The organism is Curtobacterium sp. PhB128, from assembly GCF_004340725.1.
Taxonomy (GTDB): Bacteria; Actinomycetota; Actinomycetes; order Actinomycetales; family Microbacteriaceae; genus Curtobacterium.
In genome coordinates, this window is record NZ_SLUR01000002.1 from 186,486 (window position 1) to 204,907 (window position 18,422).

19 protein-coding genes and 1 pseudogene are annotated in these 18,422 nt (G+C 72.3%); 9 read left to right on the plus strand and 11 right to left on the minus strand.

The window, feature by feature from the left end; translation table 11 throughout:
* Positions 1-28 precede the first annotated feature (28 nt).
* Together EDF23_RS04935 and EDF23_RS04940 are read right to left on the minus strand one after the other, a co-directional pair.
* Positions 29-232, minus strand: coding sequence for a hypothetical protein (locus tag EDF23_RS04935; RefSeq protein WP_123671333.1), 204 nt, complete (start codon positions 230-232; stop codon positions 29-31).
* A complete protein-coding gene (locus EDF23_RS04940; RefSeq protein ID WP_165901010.1) occupies positions 229-1,101 on the minus strand; it encodes a helix-turn-helix transcriptional regulator in 873 nt (290 codons plus the stop codon). Before EDF23_RS04940 ends, EDF23_RS04935 begins: the two co-directional genes overlap by 4 nt.
* Positions 1,102-1,187: 86 nt before the next feature.
* Between EDF23_RS04940 and EDF23_RS04945 the strand changes: the two genes are divergently transcribed.
* Positions 1,188-2,072: an aldo/keto reductase gene (locus EDF23_RS04945; RefSeq protein WP_131920877.1), complete on the plus strand. Its 885-nt coding sequence runs from the start codon at positions 1,188-1,190 to the stop codon at positions 2,070-2,072.
* Positions 2,073-2,144: 72 nt separating this feature from the next.
* Here the strand turns inward: EDF23_RS04945 and EDF23_RS04950 are convergent, their stop codons facing one another.
* Complete coding sequence (locus tag EDF23_RS04950) at positions 2,145-3,410, minus strand: HAMP domain-containing sensor histidine kinase (protein ID WP_207895443.1); 1,266 nt, start codon at positions 3,408-3,410, stop codon at positions 2,145-2,147.
* Positions 3,411-3,502: 92 nt separating this feature from the next.
* Positions 3,503-4,183 (minus strand): annotated as a pseudogene (locus tag EDF23_RS04955) (response regulator transcription factor); the annotation flags it as partial.
* 138 nt (positions 4,184-4,321) lie between these two features.
* On the opposite strand from EDF23_RS04955, the gene EDF23_RS04960 reads away from it, so the two are divergent.
* The 4 genes from EDF23_RS04960 to EDF23_RS04975 are packed head-to-tail and all read left to right on the plus strand — an operon-like array spanning position 4,322 to position 8,316.
* Positions 4,322-5,422 carry an AAA family ATPase gene (locus EDF23_RS04960; protein WP_131920881.1) on the plus strand — a complete coding sequence of 367 codons (1,101 nt, stop codon included), beginning with the start codon at positions 4,322-4,324 and terminating at the stop codon, positions 5,420-5,422.
* The gene (locus EDF23_RS04965) at positions 5,419-6,333 is read left to right on the plus strand and encodes a DUF58 domain-containing protein (protein WP_131920883.1); all 915 of its coding nucleotides are present in this window, start codon (positions 5,419-5,421) and stop codon (positions 6,331-6,333) included. Before EDF23_RS04960 ends, EDF23_RS04965 begins: the two co-directional genes overlap by 4 nt.
* Entirely contained in the window at positions 6,330-7,325 is a 996-nt protein-coding gene (locus EDF23_RS04970; RefSeq protein WP_123311449.1) for a VWA domain-containing protein, read from the plus strand. Before EDF23_RS04965 ends, EDF23_RS04970 begins: the two co-directional genes overlap by 4 nt.
* Positions 7,326-7,341: 16 nt before the next feature.
* Positions 7,342-8,316, plus strand: a complete 975-nt coding sequence (locus EDF23_RS04975) for a trypsin-like peptidase domain-containing protein (protein ID WP_131877841.1) — start codon at positions 7,342-7,344, stop codon at positions 8,314-8,316.
* An 18-nt stretch (positions 8,317-8,334) separates the two neighbouring features.
* Here the strand turns inward: EDF23_RS04975 and EDF23_RS04980 are convergent, their stop codons facing one another.
* Together EDF23_RS04980 and EDF23_RS04985 are read right to left on the minus strand one after the other, a co-directional pair.
* Positions 8,335-9,222 (minus strand): helix-turn-helix transcriptional regulator, encoded by an 888-nt coding sequence (locus EDF23_RS04980; RefSeq protein WP_123937069.1) that lies wholly within the window; start codon positions 9,220-9,222, stop codon positions 8,335-8,337.
* A gap of 73 nt (positions 9,223-9,295) precedes the next feature.
* Positions 9,296-10,471, minus strand: a complete 1,176-nt coding sequence (locus tag EDF23_RS04985; RefSeq protein WP_243648812.1) for a PQQ-dependent sugar dehydrogenase — start codon at positions 10,469-10,471, stop codon at positions 9,296-9,298.
* 109 nt (positions 10,472-10,580) lie between these two features.
* Here EDF23_RS04985 and EDF23_RS04990 point away from each other — a divergent pair, with 109 nt between their 5' ends.
* On the plus strand, positions 10,581-10,979 hold the full coding sequence (locus EDF23_RS04990; protein ID WP_131920885.1) for a cupin domain-containing protein: 399 nt from the start codon (positions 10,581-10,583) through the stop codon (positions 10,977-10,979).
* Positions 10,976-11,647 (plus strand): SDR family NAD(P)-dependent oxidoreductase, encoded by a 672-nt coding sequence (locus tag EDF23_RS04995; RefSeq protein WP_131877833.1) that lies wholly within the window; start codon positions 10,976-10,978, stop codon positions 11,645-11,647. Before EDF23_RS04990 ends, EDF23_RS04995 begins: the two co-directional genes overlap by 4 nt.
* Before the next feature lie 131 nt (positions 11,648-11,778).
* Here the strand turns inward: EDF23_RS04995 and EDF23_RS05000 are convergent, their stop codons facing one another.
* Complete coding sequence (locus tag EDF23_RS05000; protein ID WP_131920887.1) at positions 11,779-12,321, minus strand: TetR/AcrR family transcriptional regulator; 543 nt, start codon at positions 12,319-12,321, stop codon at positions 11,779-11,781.
* A gap of 53 nt (positions 12,322-12,374) precedes the next feature.
* On the opposite strand from EDF23_RS05000, the gene EDF23_RS05005 reads away from it, so the two are divergent.
* Together EDF23_RS05005 and EDF23_RS05010 are read left to right on the plus strand one after the other, a co-directional pair.
* Positions 12,375-12,698, plus strand: coding sequence for a DUF952 domain-containing protein (locus EDF23_RS05005; RefSeq protein ID WP_131920889.1), 324 nt, complete (start codon positions 12,375-12,377; stop codon positions 12,696-12,698).
* Between the two features lie 86 nt (positions 12,699-12,784).
* Positions 12,785-13,222, plus strand: coding sequence for a hypothetical protein (locus tag EDF23_RS05010; protein ID WP_131920891.1), 438 nt, complete (start codon positions 12,785-12,787; stop codon positions 13,220-13,222).
* A gap of 43 nt (positions 13,223-13,265) precedes the next feature.
* Here EDF23_RS05010 and EDF23_RS05015 read toward each other — a convergent pair whose 3' ends face one another.
* The 4 genes from EDF23_RS05015 to EDF23_RS05030 form a co-directional block, all read right to left on the minus strand.
* Complete coding sequence (locus tag EDF23_RS05015) at positions 13,266-16,085, minus strand: ABC transporter permease (protein ID WP_131920893.1); 2,820 nt, start codon at positions 16,083-16,085, stop codon at positions 13,266-13,268.
* Positions 16,082-16,810: an ABC transporter ATP-binding protein gene (locus EDF23_RS05020; protein WP_123292992.1), complete on the minus strand. Its 729-nt coding sequence runs from the start codon at positions 16,808-16,810 to the stop codon at positions 16,082-16,084. Before EDF23_RS05020 ends, EDF23_RS05015 begins: the two co-directional genes overlap by 4 nt.
* Positions 16,807-17,391 carry a PadR family transcriptional regulator gene (locus EDF23_RS05025; protein WP_243648813.1) on the minus strand — a complete coding sequence of 195 codons (585 nt, stop codon included), beginning with the start codon at positions 17,389-17,391 and terminating at the stop codon, positions 16,807-16,809. Before EDF23_RS05025 ends, EDF23_RS05020 begins: the two co-directional genes overlap by 4 nt.
* A 148-nt stretch (positions 17,392-17,539) precedes the next feature.
* Positions 17,540-18,421, minus strand: a complete 882-nt coding sequence (locus tag EDF23_RS05030; protein ID WP_131920895.1) for an aldo/keto reductase — start codon at positions 18,419-18,421, stop codon at positions 17,540-17,542.
* Position 18,422: the final 1 nt, after the last annotated feature.

Below are 18,422 nucleotides of genomic sequence, written 5' to 3' on the forward strand. Positions count from 1 at the left end.
CCCACCTCCCGTCCGCCCTGTCGATGCGTCAACGACGTCGGAACAGCTCGCCGAGGTGCCACGGGCCGGGCGCGAGCCGCACAGCGGCCTCGGCACGCACGCGCTCCTCGAGCGCACGGTCGCGGGTCAGGTCGTGGATCTCCTGCTCCGCGCGCCAGCGGAACCGCAACCGGCCGAGGAACCCGAGCGGTGCGGCGGCTGCGGTCGTCGGGACGGACTCGGTCTCGCTCATGCGTCCTCCGGTTCCGGGACGGCTGCGGCCGTCGTGGCGACGAGGTTCGCGAGCAGCTGCAGGCGTTCCTCGGACGGTGAGCCCGGCTCGGTGCCGTAGGCGATGAGCGTCAGACCGGTGTCGGTCGCGAGCTCCATCGTCTCGTACGTCAGGTCGAGGTCGCCGACCTCGGGGTGGTGCACCCGCTTCGAGCCGTTCAGGTGTCGCATGACGCCGTGCGCGGCCCAGCGCTGCCGGAACTCCTCGCTGCGGGTGGAGAGCTCGCCGATCAGGTCGGTCAGTCCCTTGTCGTACGGCGACCGGGCTGCCTCGGCACGGAGCACGGCCACCATGTCGCTCGCGACGACGTCCCAGTCGCGCCAGAACTCCTGACCGCGTGGGTCGAGGAACGCGAAGCGGGCGGTGTTCGGGGTGCCGGCGGGGTCGAGGAACAGCGGCGAGTAGAGCGCACGGGCCAGGGCGTTGCCGGCCAGGAAGTCGGAGCGGCCGTTGCGCACCCACGCGGGCATGGTCATGCCGTCGAGCATGCGCTGCACGTTCGGTCGGACCTTCGACGTCGGGGGCTTCCGCCGCGTGGTCGCCGAGGCGTTCTGCACGCGGGCCAGGTCGAACAGGTGCGCGTGCTCGGCGTCGTCGAGGCGCAACGCGCGCGACAGCGACTCGAGCACGCTCTCCGAGACGCCGGTGAGGTTCCCGCGCTCGAGGCGGATGTAGTAGTCGACGCTCATGCCGGCGACGAGCGCGAGCTCCTCGCGGCGGAGACCCTTGACCCGTCGGGCGCCACCGAAGTCGGGCAGGCCGACCTGCTGCGGCGTGACGCGCTCGCGGCGGGTGCGGAGGAAGTCGCGCACTTCGCTCTTGGTGTCCATGCGTCCACGGTAGGACGGTGCCGGGCGGGGAAGAAGGGGTTGCTGGTACCCGTCAGGGTCAGGGGCACCGGCCTAGCGTCGTGGGCATGGACACACTCACCCTCAACAACGGACTCGAGATCCCCGCGATCGGCTTCGGCGTGTTCCAGAGCGCACCCGACGAGACCGTGGACGCGGTCCGCACGGCACTGGAGACCGGGTACCGCCACATCGACACCGCCGCCGCGTACGGCAACGAACGCGAGGTCGGCGAGGGCATCCGCGCCTCCGGCGTCGACCGCGACGAGATCGTGGTCGAGACGAAGATCTGGGTCTCCGACTACGGCTACGACGAGACCCTGCACGCGTTCGAGAAGGCCACCGGCAAGCTCGGGTTCGACCGCGTCGACGTGCTGATCCTGCACCAGCCCGCGCCGGACCGCTTCGAACGGACGGTGCAGGCGTACAAGGCGCTCGAGACGCTGTACGCCGACGGTCGGGTCGGAGCGATCGGCGTGAGCAACTTCATGCCGCACCACCTGCAGTCGCTGCTCGACGCGACCGACGTCATCCCGGCGCTCAACCAGGTCGAGCTGCACCCGTACTTCACGCAGCCGGACGTGCAGCGCGCCGACGCGGAGCACGGGGTCCTCGACCAGGCGTGGTCCCCCATCGGCGGGATCACCTTCTACCCGGGCTGGGGTGACGAGCGGGTCAGCGTGATGGACGACCCGACGATCCGGACCATCGCCCAGACGCACGGCAAGACGCCGGCTCAGGTGATGCTCCGCTGGCACGTGCAGCAGGGGCGGAACGCGATCCCGAAGTCGACGAACCCCGGACGGATCGCTGAGAACTTCGACGTCTTCGACTTCGTGCTGTCCGACGACGACCTCAGGGCCCTGGACGCGCTCGACACGGGCCGCCGGAACGGCCCGGACCCCGACGGTGCGGACACGAGCCGCTTCGAGCGGGTGATCCCGGAGGCCTGACGCGACCAGGAGACGGCCAGGAGGCCCGTGGCGGCGCCGCCACGGGCCTCCTGGCCGTCACGGGGTCGGCTCTCAGGCGAGCGGGTCGCCGTCCGGCGGCTCGTCCGTCCTCGTCGGGGCGCCCGGCACGGCGCGCTCCGGCAACCAGATGACGAAGGTCGACCCGTCGGAGCCGCGACTCTCGAGGCGGAGGCGGCCCTCGTGGCTCTCCACGATCTGGCGCGCGATCGACAGCCCGAGGCCGCTGCCGGTGGAGGCGTCCGAGGACTCCCGGTAGAAGCGGTCGAACACCCGTGGCCGGGCATCGTCGGCGATGCCGGGGCCCTCGTCACGCACCGCGAGCCACGCCCACCCACGGACGCTCCCGACGCCGATCGTCACGGTGGAGCCGACGGGTGCGAGCCGGACGGCGTTCGAGAGCAGGTTGCCGAGTGCGCGCGACAGGGCGTCGGGATCGGCGAACACCACCGGGCCACCGTGGATCCGCTCGCGGATCGTGAGGTCGCGGCGGCTCGCCAGGATCCCGTACTCCGCAGCAGCGGACGCGGCCAGCCGCGCGACGTCGACGTCGCGGTCGGTGAAGGCCTCGGACCGGGTGCGGGCGGTCGCGAGCAGGTCCTCGAGCAGGCGGCTCATCCGCCGGGTGGACTGCAGCACGACGTCGGCTGACGCCTGCCGTTCGGCCGGGGTGGCGGCGTCGTCGGCGAGGACGGCCTCGACGTTCGACTGCACGACGGCGACGGGGTTCCGCAGTTCGTGGGAGACGTCCTCGACGAGCATCCGTTCGGCCCGGAACGCGCGGTCGAGCCGGTCGAGCATCCCGTCGATGGTGTCGGCAAGGGTGTGCAGCTCGTCGGGAGGTCCTGACGCGTCGATGCGGCGTGACAGGTCGGTCGCGGTGATCTCCTGCGTCGCCCGGGTGATCGCACCGACGGGGCGGAGCGCGCGGCCGGCGACCCACCAGCCGATCGCCAGGCTCAGGACGAACATCACGACCAGGGCGATGATCGAGTACTGCTGCAGCGACTGCAGGGACGTGTAGTTGACGGCGCGCTGCACCGTCTCGAGGTCGGCGACCTGGAACTGCTCGCCGGGCTTGTAGACGATCGTGCCGTCGGCGGCCTTGTAGAACTTCTTCACCGTGACGGGGTTGAGGGGCTCGGCGCTGACCGTGCTCGACAGGGCGACGTAGACGGCGGCGAGAGCGAGTGCGGTGATCCCGAACAGGACGGCGCTGTACGTCAGGGTCAGGCGCATCCGGATCGTGCGCGCCCAGGCCGGCAGGCGCAGGAACCGGCGGTGGCCGGCCTCGCGCCTGGCGCGGTCGAGCGCGCTCACGACGCAGCGCCGGCCGCGCCGACCGCCCGTACCGGCGCGGCTGGCGCTCCGAGCGTCGACGGGTCCCCGGTGCCGTCCTCGGTGAGTTCCCGGAGCCGGTACCCGCGGCCGACGACGGTCTCGATCGCCGGCTCTTCGTCCGCGACGCTGAGCTTCCGGCGGAGCGTGCCCACCGTGACCCGGACGGTCTGCGTGAACGGGTCGGCGTTCTCGTCCCACACGTGCTCGAGCAGTTCCTCTGCCGACACCACGTAGCCGACACGGCCGAGCAGGTACCGCAGCACCCCGAACTCCTTCAGGGTCAGCGCGAGTTCGCGGTCGCCACGGCGCGCGAGCTGCCGCGCGGTGTCGACGACGATCGGGCCGTCGACGAGCACGGAGGACGCGGCCTCGCCCGAGCGCCGGGTGAGTGCGCGCATCCGGGCGGTGAGCTCGACGAGCGCGAACGGTTTCACCAGGTAGTCGTCGGCACCGAGGTCGAGCCCGCGGACCCGATCGCGCAGCTGGCCGCGGGCGGTGAGCATGAGGATCCGTGGGCCGGGGCCACCGGACCCACCGGGTTCGCCGGTCGACCGGAGTTCGCCGGCGAGCTCGAAGCCGTCCCCGTCCGGCAGGTTCACGTCGAGCAGGACGATGTCGTAGTCCGTGACGGCGAGCTTCCCGCGGGCGTCCCCGAGCGTGCCGGCGGCGTCGACCGCGTACCCCTCACGCTGCAGGGCGACGCGCAACGCGGTCACCAGACCGGCTTCGTCCTCCACCATCAGCACGCGCATGCCTCACGGTAACCAGGGCGGCTGGGCGACTGACAGGTACTGTCCGTTCCCCCTTTTCGGTCCGGTTTCGATCCGGCTTCCCGTCGTTTTCGCCCCTGGCGACTGGAGTGGGACGCACCCGAACGACAGGAGGACACCATGACCGAAGCCGCCCACGCCGACCCGTACACGACGCCGTCCGCGTCAGCCGTCCTCGAACGCGCACTGTTCGAGGTCAAGCACGTGGTCGTCGGCCAGGACGCCATGGTCGAACGGATGATGATCGGGCTGCTCGCCCGGGGCCACGTGCTGCTCGAGGGCGTCCCCGGCGTCGCGAAGACCCTCGCGGTGCGCACCCTGGCCACCGTCGTCGGCGGGGACTTCGTCCGCCTGCAGTTCACCCCCGACCTGATGCCGTCCGACATCGTCGGCACGCGGGTCTGGCGGCCGTCCACCGAGACCTTCGACGTCGAACCCGGACCGGTGTTCGCCAACCTCGTGCTCGCGGACGAGATCAACCGCGCTCCCGCCAAGGTGCAGTCGGCGCTGCTCGAGGCGATGGCCGAGCAGCAGGTCTCGATCGGTGGGCAGACCCACCGGCTCCCCGACCCCTTCATCGTGCTCGCCACCCAGAACCCGATCGAGAACGACGGCGTGTACGCGCTCCCCGAAGCGCAGCGCGACCGCTTCCTGCTCAAGGTCGACGTCGACCATGCCGACGAGCTCGGGGAGCTGACCATCGTGCAGCGGATGAGCGCCGACCGGCCACGCGCGCAGCAGATCCTGACGGTGCCGGACATCGTCCGGCTGCAGGCCGAAGCCGAGCAGGTCTTCGTGCACCACGCGGTCGCCATGTACGCCGTGCAGCTCGTGATGGCGACCCGCCACCCGCACCGGTACGGCGTGCACACCCTCGACGGAGTGCTCGAGTACGGCGTCAGTGCCCGCGGGTCGCTCGGCCTGGTCGCCGCGGCCCGTGCGCTCGCGCTCCTCCGGGGCCGCGACTACGTGCTGCCCGGTGACATCGCGGACGTCGCCTCCGACGTGCTCGCGCACCGCCTCGTGCTCACCTTCGACGCCGTCGCCGACGGCGTCGACCCCAGGACCGCTGTGGAGGCCGTGCTCGCGGCCGTCCCGCAGCCTCGGATCGCGGCGTCCGAGGACCCGAGCGCGGTCGCGGCGGGCGGTGACGTGCGGTACCCCCCAGCCGCACCGACCCCCGCCGCGGCCGCTTCCACCCCGTACGAGGCGACGCCGTGAGCGACGACGCACGGCTCCGCCGCCTCGAGCTCACCGTCCGGCGCCGTGTCGACGGCACGGTGCACGGCGACCACCAGGGCCTGTCCCTCGGCACGGGCAGCGACCCCGAGGAACTCGTGCGCTACCAGCCCGGGCACGACGTCCGCCGGATCGACTGGAACGCCACGGCTCGCGCCGGCGAACCGTACGTCTGGCTCACCCGCGCTGAGCACGCGCTCGAGACGTGGGTGCTGGTCGACCGTTCGCCGAGCATGGCCTTCGGCACCACCGACCGTGAGAAGGCCGACGTCGCCACCTGGACGGCGGCGGCGATCGGCCTGCTCACCACCGGCGCGGGTGACCGGGTGGGACTCGGCGTCGTCGGGCCCGAGGGGATCCGCTGGACCCCTCCGGGCGCCGGTCGCACCACCGCCCGCCGCGTGCTCCGTGCCGATCCGGGCCCCCGCGACGGCGTCCCGACGACCGACCTGGCCGCAGCGCTCCGCGTGTTCGCCGCCCAGGCGCCCCGCCGCGGTCTGCGGGTCGTCATCAGTGACCTGCTCGACCAGCCGGCGACCGACAGCGCGCGGCTGCCGTGGGAACCCGCCCTGCGTCGGCTGTCGGCACGCCACGAGGTCATCGTCGTCGAGGTGCTCGACCCCCGCGAGCTCGACCTGCCCGACGTCGGCGACGTCGTCTTCGTCGACCCGGAGTCCGGCGCCCAGCGCGTCGTCGCCACCTCGGACCGGGCACTCCGCACCGCTTACGCCGCCGGAGCAGCCGCCCACCGCGCGGCCACCGCCACCGCCCTCCGCGCCGCCGGGGCCGACCACCTGGTCCTGCGCACCGACGATGACCTCGGCCGCGAACTCACCCGCTTCATCCACCGCCGGCACCGCACGCCCGCCCGATCGGCACGGAGGACCCGATGACCTTCCTCACACCCTGGTTCCTGCTCGCCCTGGTGCCGGTGGCGGCGCTCGCCGTCGCGTACCTGCTCGTCCAGCGCCGACGCCGGCGGTACGCCGTGCGCTTCGCGACCCTGCCGATGCTCGACAAGCTCGTCCCGAAGCAGCCCCGGTGGCGTCGGCACCTGCCCGCGGCGCTCGTCCTGGTCGGCCTGACCGCCCTCGGCTTCGCCGGTGCGCGCCCCGAGATCGACGTCCGGGTGCCCTACGAGCGTGCCACGGTCATCGTCGCGATCGACACGTCCGGCTCGATGCAGGCCGACGACGTCGACCCGAACCGGCTCGAGGCCGCCAAGTCCGCCGCCGAGTCCTTCGTCGCCGAGATGCCGGAGACGTTCAACGTCGGGGCGATCGCCTTCGCCGGCGGCGCGGACGTCCTGGCTCCGGCCACCCGCGACCACGAAGCGGTCCGGGAGGCCATCGCCGGGATGGACGACGGCGGCGGTGGGACGGCGATCGGCGAGGCCGTCTTCGAGGCGGTCGGCGAGGTCGACCGCCTCAGTGACGAGGGTGCCACCGGCTCGGCGTCGCCGTCCCCGACCCCCGGCGGGTCCGGGGAACCGGAGCGCATCCCGGCGCGACTCGTGCTGCTCTCCGACGGCGCGAACACCACCGGGCGCGAACCCGCCGCGGCCGCCGAAGCAGCTCGCGAAGCCGGCATGCCCGTCTCCACCATCGCCTACGGCACCGACTCCGGGGTCGCGAACCTGTGGGGGACGCAGCAGGCCGTCCCCGTCGACGAGACCTCCCTCCGCCAGCTCGCGGACGAGACCGACGGACGGTTCTACCGGGCGTCCAGCACCGACGAACTCCGCGAGGTCTACCAGGACATCGGCTCGTCGATCGGTTGGCACGAGGAACCCGTCGAGATCACACCATGGCTCGCCCTGCTCGGCATGCTCCTCGCCCTCACCGCCGGCGCGCTCTCCCTCCGCTGGTTCGCCCGCATCGTCTGAACACGAGGACACGACCATGAGTGACACCCCTCCCGGCATCGGCCGGCCCGCAGGTCCACAGCACTGGTCCACCGGCGCACCGCCCGAGCGATCTGCGCGACCAGACGGCGGACGGGAGGCCCGGGACCAGCTCGCAACGGGCCTCCCGTCCGTCCCCACGCCCGTCCAGGGCCCCCCACCGGACCCGGCCACCCGCCGGTCCGAGTTCGACGAGCCGGCACCGCGCCGCGAGCGGCGGGGCGGCGGCCGGACCGCGACCGTCCTCGTCGCCGCGCTCGTCCTCGGCGGCACCGCGGGGGTCACCGGCGCCCTGCTCGTCACCCCGGACTCCCCGGTCAGCGCCCCGGTGGCCGGTCGGCAGCAGTCCGGTACGTCCGGCTCGTCGGGGACGTCCGGCTCGTCCGGCGGTACTGCGACCGACGCCGAGGACGCCGCCCAGCGGATGCTGCAGAGCGTCGTGCAGGTCCGCACGACCGGCGGGAGCGGCTCCGGCTTCGTCATCGACGACGCCGGACACGTCATGACGAACCACCACGTCGTCGACGGATCGTCGGCCGTCCGGCTCGTACTGCCCGACGGCACCAGCACCGATGGCCGGGTCGTCGGCAGCGACGAGGACAGCGACATCGCGGTCATCGAGGCGACCGGCCTGACCGTGCCCGCAGCCGACCTCGGACGCAGCGCCGACCTGCGGATCGGCGAGTCCGTCATCGCGGTCGGGTCTCCGCTCGGCCTGAACGGCACCGTCACCTCGGGCATCATCAGCGCCCTCGAACGGACCTCGCAGCGATCGGCGCAGCCGCTCGTGCAGACCGACGCGTCGATCAACCCCGGCAACTCCGGCGGGCCGCTCGTCGGGCTCGACGGCCGCGTCGTGGGGGTGAACACGTCGATCGCGACGCTCGGCTACTCCTCCGGCAACATCGGCATCGGCTTCGCGGTGCCCATCGACGATGCCGCACGGATCGCGGACGACATCATCCGGGGCTGACGCTCCGCGGGGCACCGCTCATCCGGGGCTGACCGCGCTGCGCGCACGTTCCGCGATCTGCTCCGTCGCCGCCCACGAGGCGAGCAGGCGGAGTGCGTCGGCGGTCGGGCTGCCCGGGGTCGCCGGGTAGATCGTGAGCGCGAGCCCGGGGTCCTCGGCGAGTTCGAGCGTCTGGAAGTGCAGCTCGAGCGGACCGACGACGGCGTGCCGGAAGGACTTCACGCCGGCGTAGTGGCGGCGGACGTCGTGCGCGGCCCACAGGGCGCGGAAGTCGTCGCTCCGCATCGACAGCTCGCCGATGAGGGCTGCGAGGTCGCGGTCGTTCGGCGTGCGGCCGGCCTCGCGCCGCAGGATCGCGACGTTCGTGTGCGCCGCCCGCTGCCAGTCCTGGTAGAAGTTCCGGGCCTGCGGGTCGAGGAAGATGAAGCGCGAGAAGTTCATCGGCCGGGCCGGTGCAGCCACCAGGTCGGAGTGCATCGCGTAGCCGAGCGCGTTGGCGGCGACGATGTCCTGCCGGTTGTTGATGATCATCGCCGGCGCATCGGTGATGACGTCGAGCAGGTACTGCAGCTCCGGGCGGACGGCCGCCACCGGCACGACCTTGCCCGCGCGCCGCGGTGTCGCGTTCTGGTGCCGGGACAGGTCGCGCAGGTGCTCGAGCTCGGCGGCGTCGAGCTGCAGTGCGCCGGCGACGGCCTCGAGCACGCTGTCCGAGACGCCCTGCAGGTTCCCCCGCTCCAGCCGCGTGTAGTAGTCGATGCTGACGCCCGCCAGCCGTGCGACCTCTTCGCGCCGGAGCCCGGTGACCCGACGGCGGGTGCCGAACGTCTCGACCCCGGCTTGCTCGGGGGTGATGCGGGCGCGACGGCTGGACAGGAAGTCGCGGGCTTCGTCGCGGTGGTTCATGCCGTCACGGTAACCGGCTGGGCAGCGTGCGAGCGAGGGGCTGCCGGAACCCCTGTGGCAGCGCTCCGTCGGCTCACCCCTCGGCGCGGGTCAGCGGCACGGACACGATGCGGTCGTCGCCCTCCGCAGGGTCACCACGGCCGTCGGTGTTGTTCGTGACGAACCACAGCGTGTCCGACGGCCCCTCGAGCACGGTCCGGATCCGGCCGAAGTCGCCCTGGAAGTACTCGGTCGACGTCCCCGGGTCGTCCGCCGGGATCGCCCGGAGCACCTCGCCGCGCAGGTTGGCCACGAACACGGTGTCGTCGACGACCGTCAGGCCGCTCGGGGACGCCTCGTCCGTCGACCACTGCTGCACCGGGTCGACGAAGCCCTGGTCCTCGCCGCCCTCACCCTCGACCTCGGGCCAGCCGTAGTTCTCGCCCGCCTCGATCACGTTCAGCTCGTCGAGGGTGTTCTCGCCGAACTCCGACGCGAACATCGTGCCGTCGGAGGACCACCCCAGGCCCTGCACGTTGCGGTGCCCGAGGCTCCAGACGGGTGACCCGTCGAACGGGTTGTCGTCCGGCACGTCGCCGTCCGGGGTGAGCCGCAGGATCTTGCCCGCGAGCGAGTCCTCGTCCTGCGCGTCACTGCTCGTGCCGGCGTCCCCGACGCTGGCGTAGAGCATGTCGTCGGGGCCGAACGCGATGCGGCCGCCGTCGTGGAACGTGTTCGACGGCAGTCCGTCGATGATCGTCGTGGCGTCGCCGAGCGCCCACGACCCGGCGCTGCCCGTCAGTTCGAACCGCTGGATCCGGTTGCCGTCTTCGGCCGTCGAGTACACGAACAGGTCGTCGTCGTGCAGGGCCAGCCCGAGCAGCCCGCCCTCGCCGCCGTGGCTGACGCCGTCGACGGTGCCGACCTCGCGCGTCGTGCCGTCGTCCTGCAGCTCGAGGACCTTCGCGGAGTCGCGTTCGCTGACCAGGGCGTCGCCGTCGTCGCCGGTGCGGACGACCGACCACGGTGCTTCGAGTCCGGTGACCACGTCGCTGGTGTCGCCGTCGAGCGCGATCTGCCCGGTGGGCAGGTCGGCGGGGGCGGTGGCGCGGGCGCTCGCCGACGAGCCGCGGTCGTCGTCCGGTGCGGCATCGGCGCAGCCGCCCAGGGCGAGGGCGGCCACCGCGGCGATGCCCGCAGCGGACCAGCCGCGTCGGGCTCGGGTGGGGTTCGGGCTCGGGTGCGGGTTCGGGTGTTCGCTGCTGTCCACGGTGGTCCTCCCGGATCGTGCGTCGATCACACACGTCGTGTTCGGGAAACGGCTGAGGGGTACGGCCGGCACCTCCCTCCGGTGCGCACATCGGCCTACCGTCGGGGCCATGGAGATCCAACCGAAGCAGCCGACCGTCAAGAACCCGGCCGCGCAGTTCACCGGCGACGTGTACCTCGACGCCATCGCCAGCCCGAAGGAAGCCGGCCAGTCGATGACCGTCGCGAAGGTCCGGTTCCTGCCCGGCGCCCGCACCGCCTGGCACTCGCACGCCATCGGCCAGACCCTGCACGTCACCGAGGGCGTCGCGCGCATGGGTACCCGTGACGGCGGCGTGTTCGAGGTCCAGCCGGGCCAGACCGTCTACACGCCTGCGGGTGAGGAGCACTGGCACGGTGCGACCCCGACGGACTACATGGAGCACCTCGCGATGCTCGACCTCGCCGACGACCCGGCGACCACCACCACCTGGCTCGAGCACGTCACCGACGAGGAGTACTCCGCATGACCACCATCGCCATCATCGGGGCCGGCAAGGGCCTCGGTCTCGCCGTCGCCGAGCGCTTCGGCCGCGAGGGCTTCTCGATCGCCCTCGTCTCCCGCAACCAGGACCGCCTGGACGGCCTCGCCGCGTCGCTGCGCGAGCAGGGCATCACGGCGGCCGGGTTCGCCGCGAACGTCCGTGACGGCGATTCGCTCCGCAGCGCCCTCGAGCGTGCGACCGAGCAGCTCGGCCCCATCGAGGTGCTGCAGTACAGCCCGCTCCCCGCCAAGGAGTACATGCGTCCGGTGCTCGAGACCACCGCGGAGGACCTGGTCGGCCCGATCGAGTTCTCGGTCTACGGCTCGGTCAACGCGGTCCGCCAGGTGCTGCCCGGCATGCGCGCGATCGGCCACGGCACGATCCTGTTCGTGAACGGCGGCAGTGCGGTGCGTCCCGGCGCCCGGGTCACCGGCACCTCGGTCGCCTTCGCTGCCGAGAGCGCCTACGCCCAGCTCCTGCACGACGCCGTGCGCGACGAGCAGGTCCACGTCGGTCAGCTCATCATCCCGTTCGGCATCGACGACGGGCAGCCGGAGCACTCCGGCGAGTCCATCGCGGATCGTCTGTGGGCGATCCACTCGGAGCGCGGCGAGTTCCGCACGTACGCGGAGGCGCTGCCCGACCCCGCTTGAGCGCGATGCGCGCCGCATCGAGTGAGCAGAAGGCGACGAGTCCGAGCGCGTGACCCGTCGCCTTCTGCTCACTCCGTGGCGGACGGGAGGCCCGGTGCCAGCTGGCCACGGGCCTCCCGTCCGCCCTGGGGTCACGTCGAGAGCACCGCGACGGCACGCGCGGCGCGTGCGGCGACCGCGGCCGCCGTCGGGGCCGGAGCCAGGCCGAGGAGCCGCTCGCGGTGGAGCTCCCCGAGCAGCAGGGTGAAGAGCTCGGCGGCGGTCTCCGGAGTCGCTCCGGCGCGGACCAGGGCCTGCTGGGCGGCGAGCGGGCCGGCCTCGTGGAACTCACGGGCGAGCTCGGGTGACCGCGTCGACTCCGCGATGACGAGCCGGTGCAGGGCGATAGCACGGTCCGAGAACAACGCGCTGCCGATCGCTGTAGCCGTGGACACGAGGTCCGCCGTGGGCTGGTCGGCGTACGGGTGCTGCCGCCGGACGACCGCTCGGAGGATCGCGGGCTTGTCGCCGAACGCCGTGTAGAGCGTGCGCTTGGTGACCCCGGCCTCGGCGGCGATGCGGTCGAGCGCGACCCCCGCGAACCCGTGCTCGAGGAACAGTGCGGCCGCGACGTCGAGGATCCGCTCGTCACGGGCGGTCCGCTCGTCGGCGGTCGGACGTCCACGCTTGTTCACAGACCCATCCTAGCGGTAATGATACGCTCCCGTTTCATTACCGAGGAGGGTTCATGACCGATGTGGTCTGTCACGTGGCGATCGCCGACGACTGGGAGATGAGCCGCGGGTTCGGCGAGTACGAGGTGTCCACCCGTGGTGTGCCGCTCGAGCCCGGCGGGTACGTCCGTGCCACCACGCCCGACCGGGTGTCCGAGGTCGTCACCGAGCGGTACGGCGACCTCGCGCTGCCCCTGCTCCGGATCGACCTGAGCGTCGAGGGGCTCGCAGCTGCGGGGGTGCCGGTCGAGTGGGTCGACGGTCTCCCCCGGGTGCGCGGTCCGATCCCGATGGACGACGAGGTCGTACTGGCCGAGGTGCCCATCCCGAACGTGTGACCACTTCGTGAGCAGAAATGGTCGAGTCCGCCGACGGCCACCCGACCATTTCTGCTCACGAAGTACCGCGCCCTAGGCTGGAAGCGATGTCCAGCGTCCTCCTCACCGTGCACGTCGTGGCGGCGCTGCTCACCCTCGGGCCCGTCGCGGTCGCCGGGAGCATGTTCCCGAAGCCGGCCCGCGCGCTCGTCGTCGATCCGGGCGACCAGGGGGCCCGAGCGGTCGCCGGGGTCCTGCACCGGATCTGCCACGTGTACTCGATCATCTCGCTCGCGGTTCCGACCTTCGGCACGGCCCTGGCGTTCGAGGTCGGGGCACTCGACGAGGCGTGGCTGCTCGTCTCGATCGGTCTGACCGCGGTGGCTGCGGGGATCCTCGCGCTCGGGGTCCTACCGGAACAGCGCGAGGTCCTGCGCGGGAACGGGACCGAGCGCTCGCCGCGGAAGCTCGCGGCCCTGGTCGGCCTGTTCAACCTGGTGTGGGTCGTCGTCGCCGTGCTCATGGTGGTGCAGCCCGGCGCCTGACTGGGCCGCACCACGGCAGCAGCACGCACTGTGCCGCCCCGCCTCAGTGCGCCCGCCGCACCGCCACCCGGCGTCGGCCGTGCGCGGTGAGCCATGCCCCTGCCGTCACCAGGAGCGGCAGACCGATCCCGAGCAGGGCCAGCATCGACCAGTCCGGCACGAACGGCATGTGGTTCGACCCGACCGCTGGCTCCGTGAACCGCAGGGTGAGTGCCCGCATCGGCAGCAGCCCCAGCAGGGTGCCGATCACCGCGCCCACCGAGGCCAGGATCGCTGCCTGCCAGGTCGACACCCGCCGTCGCAGTCGTGGTGCGGCACCGATCGCGTCGAGCACCTCGTCGTCTCGGCGCCCGTCGGACCGCGCGAGCCCGATGGCCACCGCCGTCGCACCGATCGTCACCGCCGCGGCCAGCGCGAGCACGATCGCCCGGATGAGCGCGCCGTTGTCGACCGGCCCGGCCTCGTAGGCGAACTGCGGGCCGTCCCACCGAGCGCGGTCCGCGCCACCGAAGCTCTGCCAGGCGGAACTCAGCTCGTCCCACTGCTCGGGCGCGATGTCCCCGGGCAGCGTCGTCACGAGCATGCCGTCGACGGCGCGCACCCCGTAGTGCGCAGCGGTCGCCTTCGTCATGAAGACGCCGACCTGGATCCGCGGCGACTGCACGTCGAGCACGGCCGGGATCGACACGCTGGCGTCCGGTTTCGTCGTCGTCGTGATCGTCGGGCTCTCCCACGTGCGGTCGTGGAACGTGTCGATGCGGACGGCACCGTCGTGGGCGTACTCCGGCCACAGTGACACCGCCTTGCCGCCCTCGAGTGCATCCCGCACGGCAGCAGACGGTCGGTGTCCGGTGAGCACCGCGTAGTCGTCGACGGTGCCCGTCCAGATGTGCGGGACGGTCGCGTCAGCGGTGTCGAGGTAGTACGAGCACGACGTGGAGTCGTAGCCGTCGCAGTCGAAGTCCGTCCACCGGTGCGGCATCGTCACGGACGACGGGGTGTCGCCCGCCCAGCCCTCGGCCACGCCGAGCACCCGGATCCGGTCGTGGTCGAGCACCCGCGCCACGACCTTCGCCGCGTGCGCCGTCAACGCCGCGTCGTGCCCGCTGGCGGCACCGTCCTCGCTGGACAGCTGCACCTCGGACGTCGCGACCCCGACCGCCGTCGTGTACTCGTACCCGCGGACGTACTGCGCGTGGCTCGACGCGCTCCACGTGATCACGACCGACGCGACGAACACGACGCTCATCACACTGGCGAGCACCGGCACCGTCCGGACCGGGTTGCGCCGGGCATCGCGGGCGGCCAACCGAGCCGACAGGCCCAGGCGTGCGGACATCCGGGACACCAGGGCCAGGAGCCACGGCGAGCAGATCGCGATGCCGAGCTGCATCAGGCACGGCCCGAGCGCGACCCCGGCACCGGCCACCCACGCCCAGTGGTCGTCCTGTACCCGGCGGTCGTTGAGCATGAGCACCCCGGCGCCGCAGGCCAGCGTCATCACGGCACCCGCGATGATGAGCACCGGCCCCCAGATGCGTCGCCGACGACGAGCAGGACGGTCGACGGGCGCGGGTCGGAGTGAACCCCGCAGCGCCGCGAGCACGTTGATGCGGGTGGCGGCCCGAGCGGCGACGAGTGCGGAGACCAGCCCGGCCAGGACGCCGGCGGCCGCGACCACGAGCAGCAGGAGCGGTGGCACGTGCAAGCCGGGGAACGACACGACGTCGCCGTTGTCGATCAGGCGGAACACCGCGACGCCGATCCCGGTGCCCACCGCGACGCCGAGGACGGCGCCGATGGACCCGAGCACGAGGCCGGACCCGGCGACGATCGTCCGGACGAACCGCTTGTCCCCGCCGACGCTCGTGACGATCGCGTACGAACGGGTGTCCGCCCGGGTGCCGACCAGGAACGCGGCCCCGGCGAGCAGCGCGACCTCGAACATCGCGAAGACCCCGAGCAGTGCCATCGCGCCGAGGTACCAGCCGAGTGACGAGCTCATCTGGCCGCCGGGCAGGCGGGCATCCGGCGGATCGAGCACGACCGGGCGGGACTGCACGACGATGCCGTGCGCGTTGAGCTGCCGGATCTCCGACCAGGTCGGCGCGTCCGACGGCAGGTAGACGGTGACGTCGGTCAGACCCGCGTCGTCAGTGGTCTCGGTCGTCGACAGGGTCGTCCCCCACGGCAGGAACACGCCCTGCTCGCTGGGCGCCGAGCCGAGGTCGCGCATCGTCCCGGTGATCGTGAACCGCTTCGTGACGGGATCGGTGATGTCGACGGTGTCACCGATGTGAGCGTCGAGCCGGTCGAGCGTCGCCGGCGTGACCATGAGTTGGTTGCGCGCGGTCGGCGCCGAACCGTCGAGGACACGCCAGTGGCCCTCGAGCGACGGGTCCCAGACGCTGCCCTCCACCGCGGCCAGGCCGACAGGTCCCTTGGGTCCCTGCACCACGACGGGCGTGCCGCCGACCGGGATCGACAGCGCACCGTCCGGCACGTGGGCGAGCACGTTCGCGAACGGCGGGTCCTCGTCGGCCTCCGTGACCGGGCTGTTCCGCTTCGCATCGGTGAACTGCCACTGCACCGGGTCCTGCCGCATGCCGGGCAGGTCCGGTCCAGACACCCGCATCTGCGCCGCTGCCTTGCCGAGGTCGTAGTCCAGCGACTCCGCGGTCGTGGGCTGCGTCGACTGCACGACGACCGCCACCGCGGCGAACCCGGCGGTGGGGATGCCGATGAGCGCGATGATCAGCGCCGCTCGTCCGGCCTTCGCGAAGGCCAGTCGACGCCCCAGACGGAGCGCCGGTCGGAGGGCGAACGGCGTCCGGCCGGTACCGGGACGCCGACGCCGGCTCACGACGCGGTCCGGTCCGACAGGGCGAGCTCCACGCCCGAGTACACGGTCTCGTCGACCACGCGACCGTCGCGCAGGAAGACGATCCGGTCCGCCCAGGCAGCGTGCCGGGCGTCGTGGGTGACGAGCAGTGCGCCGGCTCCGGCGTCCACGTGTCGTCGGAGCATGCGGAGCACGACCTCGCCGGTCTGCGAGTCGAGGGCACCGGTCGGTTCGTCCGCCAGCACGAGCCGACGTTCGCCGACCACGCCCCGGGCGATCGCGACGCGCTGCTGCTGCCCGCCGGACAGGTCGTCCGGGTAGGCGTCGCCGCGGTGTGCGAGTTCGACGTTGTCGAGTGCCAGTTCCGCGGCGCGGCGGGCCTGCGAGGCCTTCCAACCGTCGAGCTCGAGTGGTAGCGCCACGTTCTCGACCGCGGTGAGCGACGGGATCAGGTTGAAGTCCTGGAACACGAACCCGATGAGGCGACGGCGGAGGGCCGCGAGTTCCTTGGCGGGCCGGTCGGACACGAACTCGCCGTCGATCAGCACTTCGCCGCTCGTCGGCGGCAGCAGGGTGCCGGCGCAGGCGAGCAGCGTCGACTTGCCGGAGCCCGAGGTCCCCATGACGGCGACCATCTCACCGCGCTGGACGGCCAGGTCGATGCCGGCCAGTGCCGTGACGGCCTTCGCGCCGGAGCCGTAGTGCACGCTGACGGCGTCGAGCTGCAGGAGCGGTGCGGCGCTCACCGTGCACTCCGCGCGGTGTCGGCAGCGGCCGGGGACGAGGAGCCAGCGTCGGTCGCCGGGTGGTCGTCCGGCCGGTACCGCGCCACGGTCGACTCCACGTGGTCGAGCCACCGCACCTCGGCCTCGGCCTGGAACACCATCGACTCGAGCACGAGCGACCACGCCAGGTCGGTCGCGGGATCGGTCGTGCGCTTGAGTCGGGTCAGGTCCTGCAGGTTCCGGATCGCGGCACCGCGCTGCACCTGCACCAGACGCGCGACGTCGACGCCGGGCACCGTCACGGCGAGCGCGAACTTGATCGCGAGTTCGTCACGACCGCGCTTGGCGGGCACCGGCTCGCTGAACCAGCGCGCCACTTCCCCGCGACCCGCGTCGGTCACCGTGTAGACGACGTGGCCGTCGTCGTCGGTGTCGCCGCGGGCCACGAGGCCGTCGCGTTCCAGGCGGTCGAGTGTCGTGTAGACCTGGCCGATGTTCAGCGGCCAGCTCCCGCCGGTGCGGTGCTCGAACTCCCCCCGGAGCTGGTACCCGTACCCGGGTCCCCCCACCAGCAGCGCGAGTACGCCCATCCGTACGCTCATGACACTTCCCCCGTCTCTCGTCCACCATGGACATACCGAGTATGCCCATACCGCGTATGCATGCGCAACCAGAAGACGGACTGGAGGCCCGTGGCGGTGTCGCCACGGGCCTCCAGTCCGCCGTCTCGGTCGCGTCCGCGACCCCGGGTCAGGAACCCAGCTTCGACAGTTCCTCGAACTCGTCGTCGGTCAGCTCGATGGTCGCGCCCTGCAGGTTGTCCTCCAGGTGCGAGACGCTCGAGGTACCCGGGATCGGGAGCACGACGGGCGAGCGCTTGAGCAGCCACGCGAGGGCGAGCTGCGCCGGGGACGCACCCTTCCGCGACGCGATCTCGGTGAGCGGGGAGTCCTCGCCGGTCAGCCCGCCGGTCGCGAGCGGGAACCACGGGATGAACGCGATGCCCTGCTCGGTCGACCAGTCGAGGAGCTCTTCGGCGTCGCGCTTCTGCAGGTTGTACAGGTTCTGCACGGAGACGATCGTCGCGATCTCCTGGGCAGCCTTGACGTCGTCGACCGACACCTCGGACAGGCCGATGTGCCGGATCTTGCCCTCGTCCTGCAGCTTCTTCAGCTCGCCGACCTGGTCCTCGAGCGGGACCTTCGGGTCGATGCGGTGCAGCTGGAACAGGTCGATGCGCTCGAGGCCCAGACGGCGGAGGCTCATCTCGGCCTCCTGACGCAGGTACTCCGGACGGCCGACCGGCGGCCACTCGTTCGGGCCGGTCCGGGTGAGTCCGGCCTTCGTCGCGATGACGACGTCGTCCCCGTAGGGGTGGAGCGCCTCGTGCAGGAGCTCCTCGGCGACGTACGGGCCGTACGAGTCGGCGGTGTCGAAGAAGTCCACGCCGAGCTCGACGGCGCGCTGCAGCACGCGGACGGCCTCGTCGTGGTCCTTCGGAGGTCCCCAGACGCCGGGGCCGGTGAGCTGCATGGTGCCGTAGCCGAGGCGGTGGACCTCGAGGTCGCCCCCGATGCGGAAGGTGCCGGAGGCGGCGGCCGGACGGTTCGTGGTGTCGGTGCCAGTGGTCATG

Coding starts and splice junctions, on each gene's coding strand:
- EDF23_RS04935 (WP_123671333.1), bottom strand. CDS start 232: ATGAGCGAGACCGAGTCCGTCCCGACGACCGCAGCCGCCGCACCGCTC.
- EDF23_RS04940 (WP_165901010.1), bottom strand. CDS start 1,101: ATGGACACCAAGAGCGAAGTGCGCGACTTCCTCCGCACCCGCCGCGAG.
- EDF23_RS04945 (WP_131920877.1), top strand. CDS start 1,188: ATGGACACACTCACCCTCAACAACGGACTCGAGATCCCCGCGATCGGC.
- EDF23_RS04960 (WP_131920881.1), top strand. CDS start 4,322: ATGACCGAAGCCGCCCACGCCGACCCGTACACGACGCCGTCCGCGTCA.
- EDF23_RS04970 (WP_123311449.1), top strand. CDS start 6,330: ATGACCTTCCTCACACCCTGGTTCCTGCTCGCCCTGGTGCCGGTGGCG.
- EDF23_RS04975 (WP_131877841.1), top strand. CDS start 7,342: ATGAGTGACACCCCTCCCGGCATCGGCCGGCCCGCAGGTCCACAGCAC.
- EDF23_RS04980 (WP_123937069.1), bottom strand. CDS start 9,222: ATGAACCACCGCGACGAAGCCCGCGACTTCCTGTCCAGCCGTCGCGCC.
- EDF23_RS04990 (WP_131920885.1), top strand. CDS start 10,581: ATGGAGATCCAACCGAAGCAGCCGACCGTCAAGAACCCGGCCGCGCAG.
- EDF23_RS04995 (WP_131877833.1), top strand. CDS start 10,976: ATGACCACCATCGCCATCATCGGGGCCGGCAAGGGCCTCGGTCTCGCC.
- EDF23_RS05005 (WP_131920889.1), top strand. CDS start 12,375: ATGACCGATGTGGTCTGTCACGTGGCGATCGCCGACGACTGGGAGATG.
- EDF23_RS05010 (WP_131920891.1), top strand. CDS start 12,785: ATGTCCAGCGTCCTCCTCACCGTGCACGTCGTGGCGGCGCTGCTCACC.
- EDF23_RS05025 (WP_243648813.1), bottom strand. CDS start 17,391: ATGAGCGTACGGATGGGCGTACTCGCGCTGCTGGTGGGGGGACCCGGG.
- EDF23_RS05030 (WP_131920895.1), bottom strand. CDS start 18,421: ATGACCACTGGCACCGACACCACGAACCGTCCGGCCGCCGCCTCCGGC.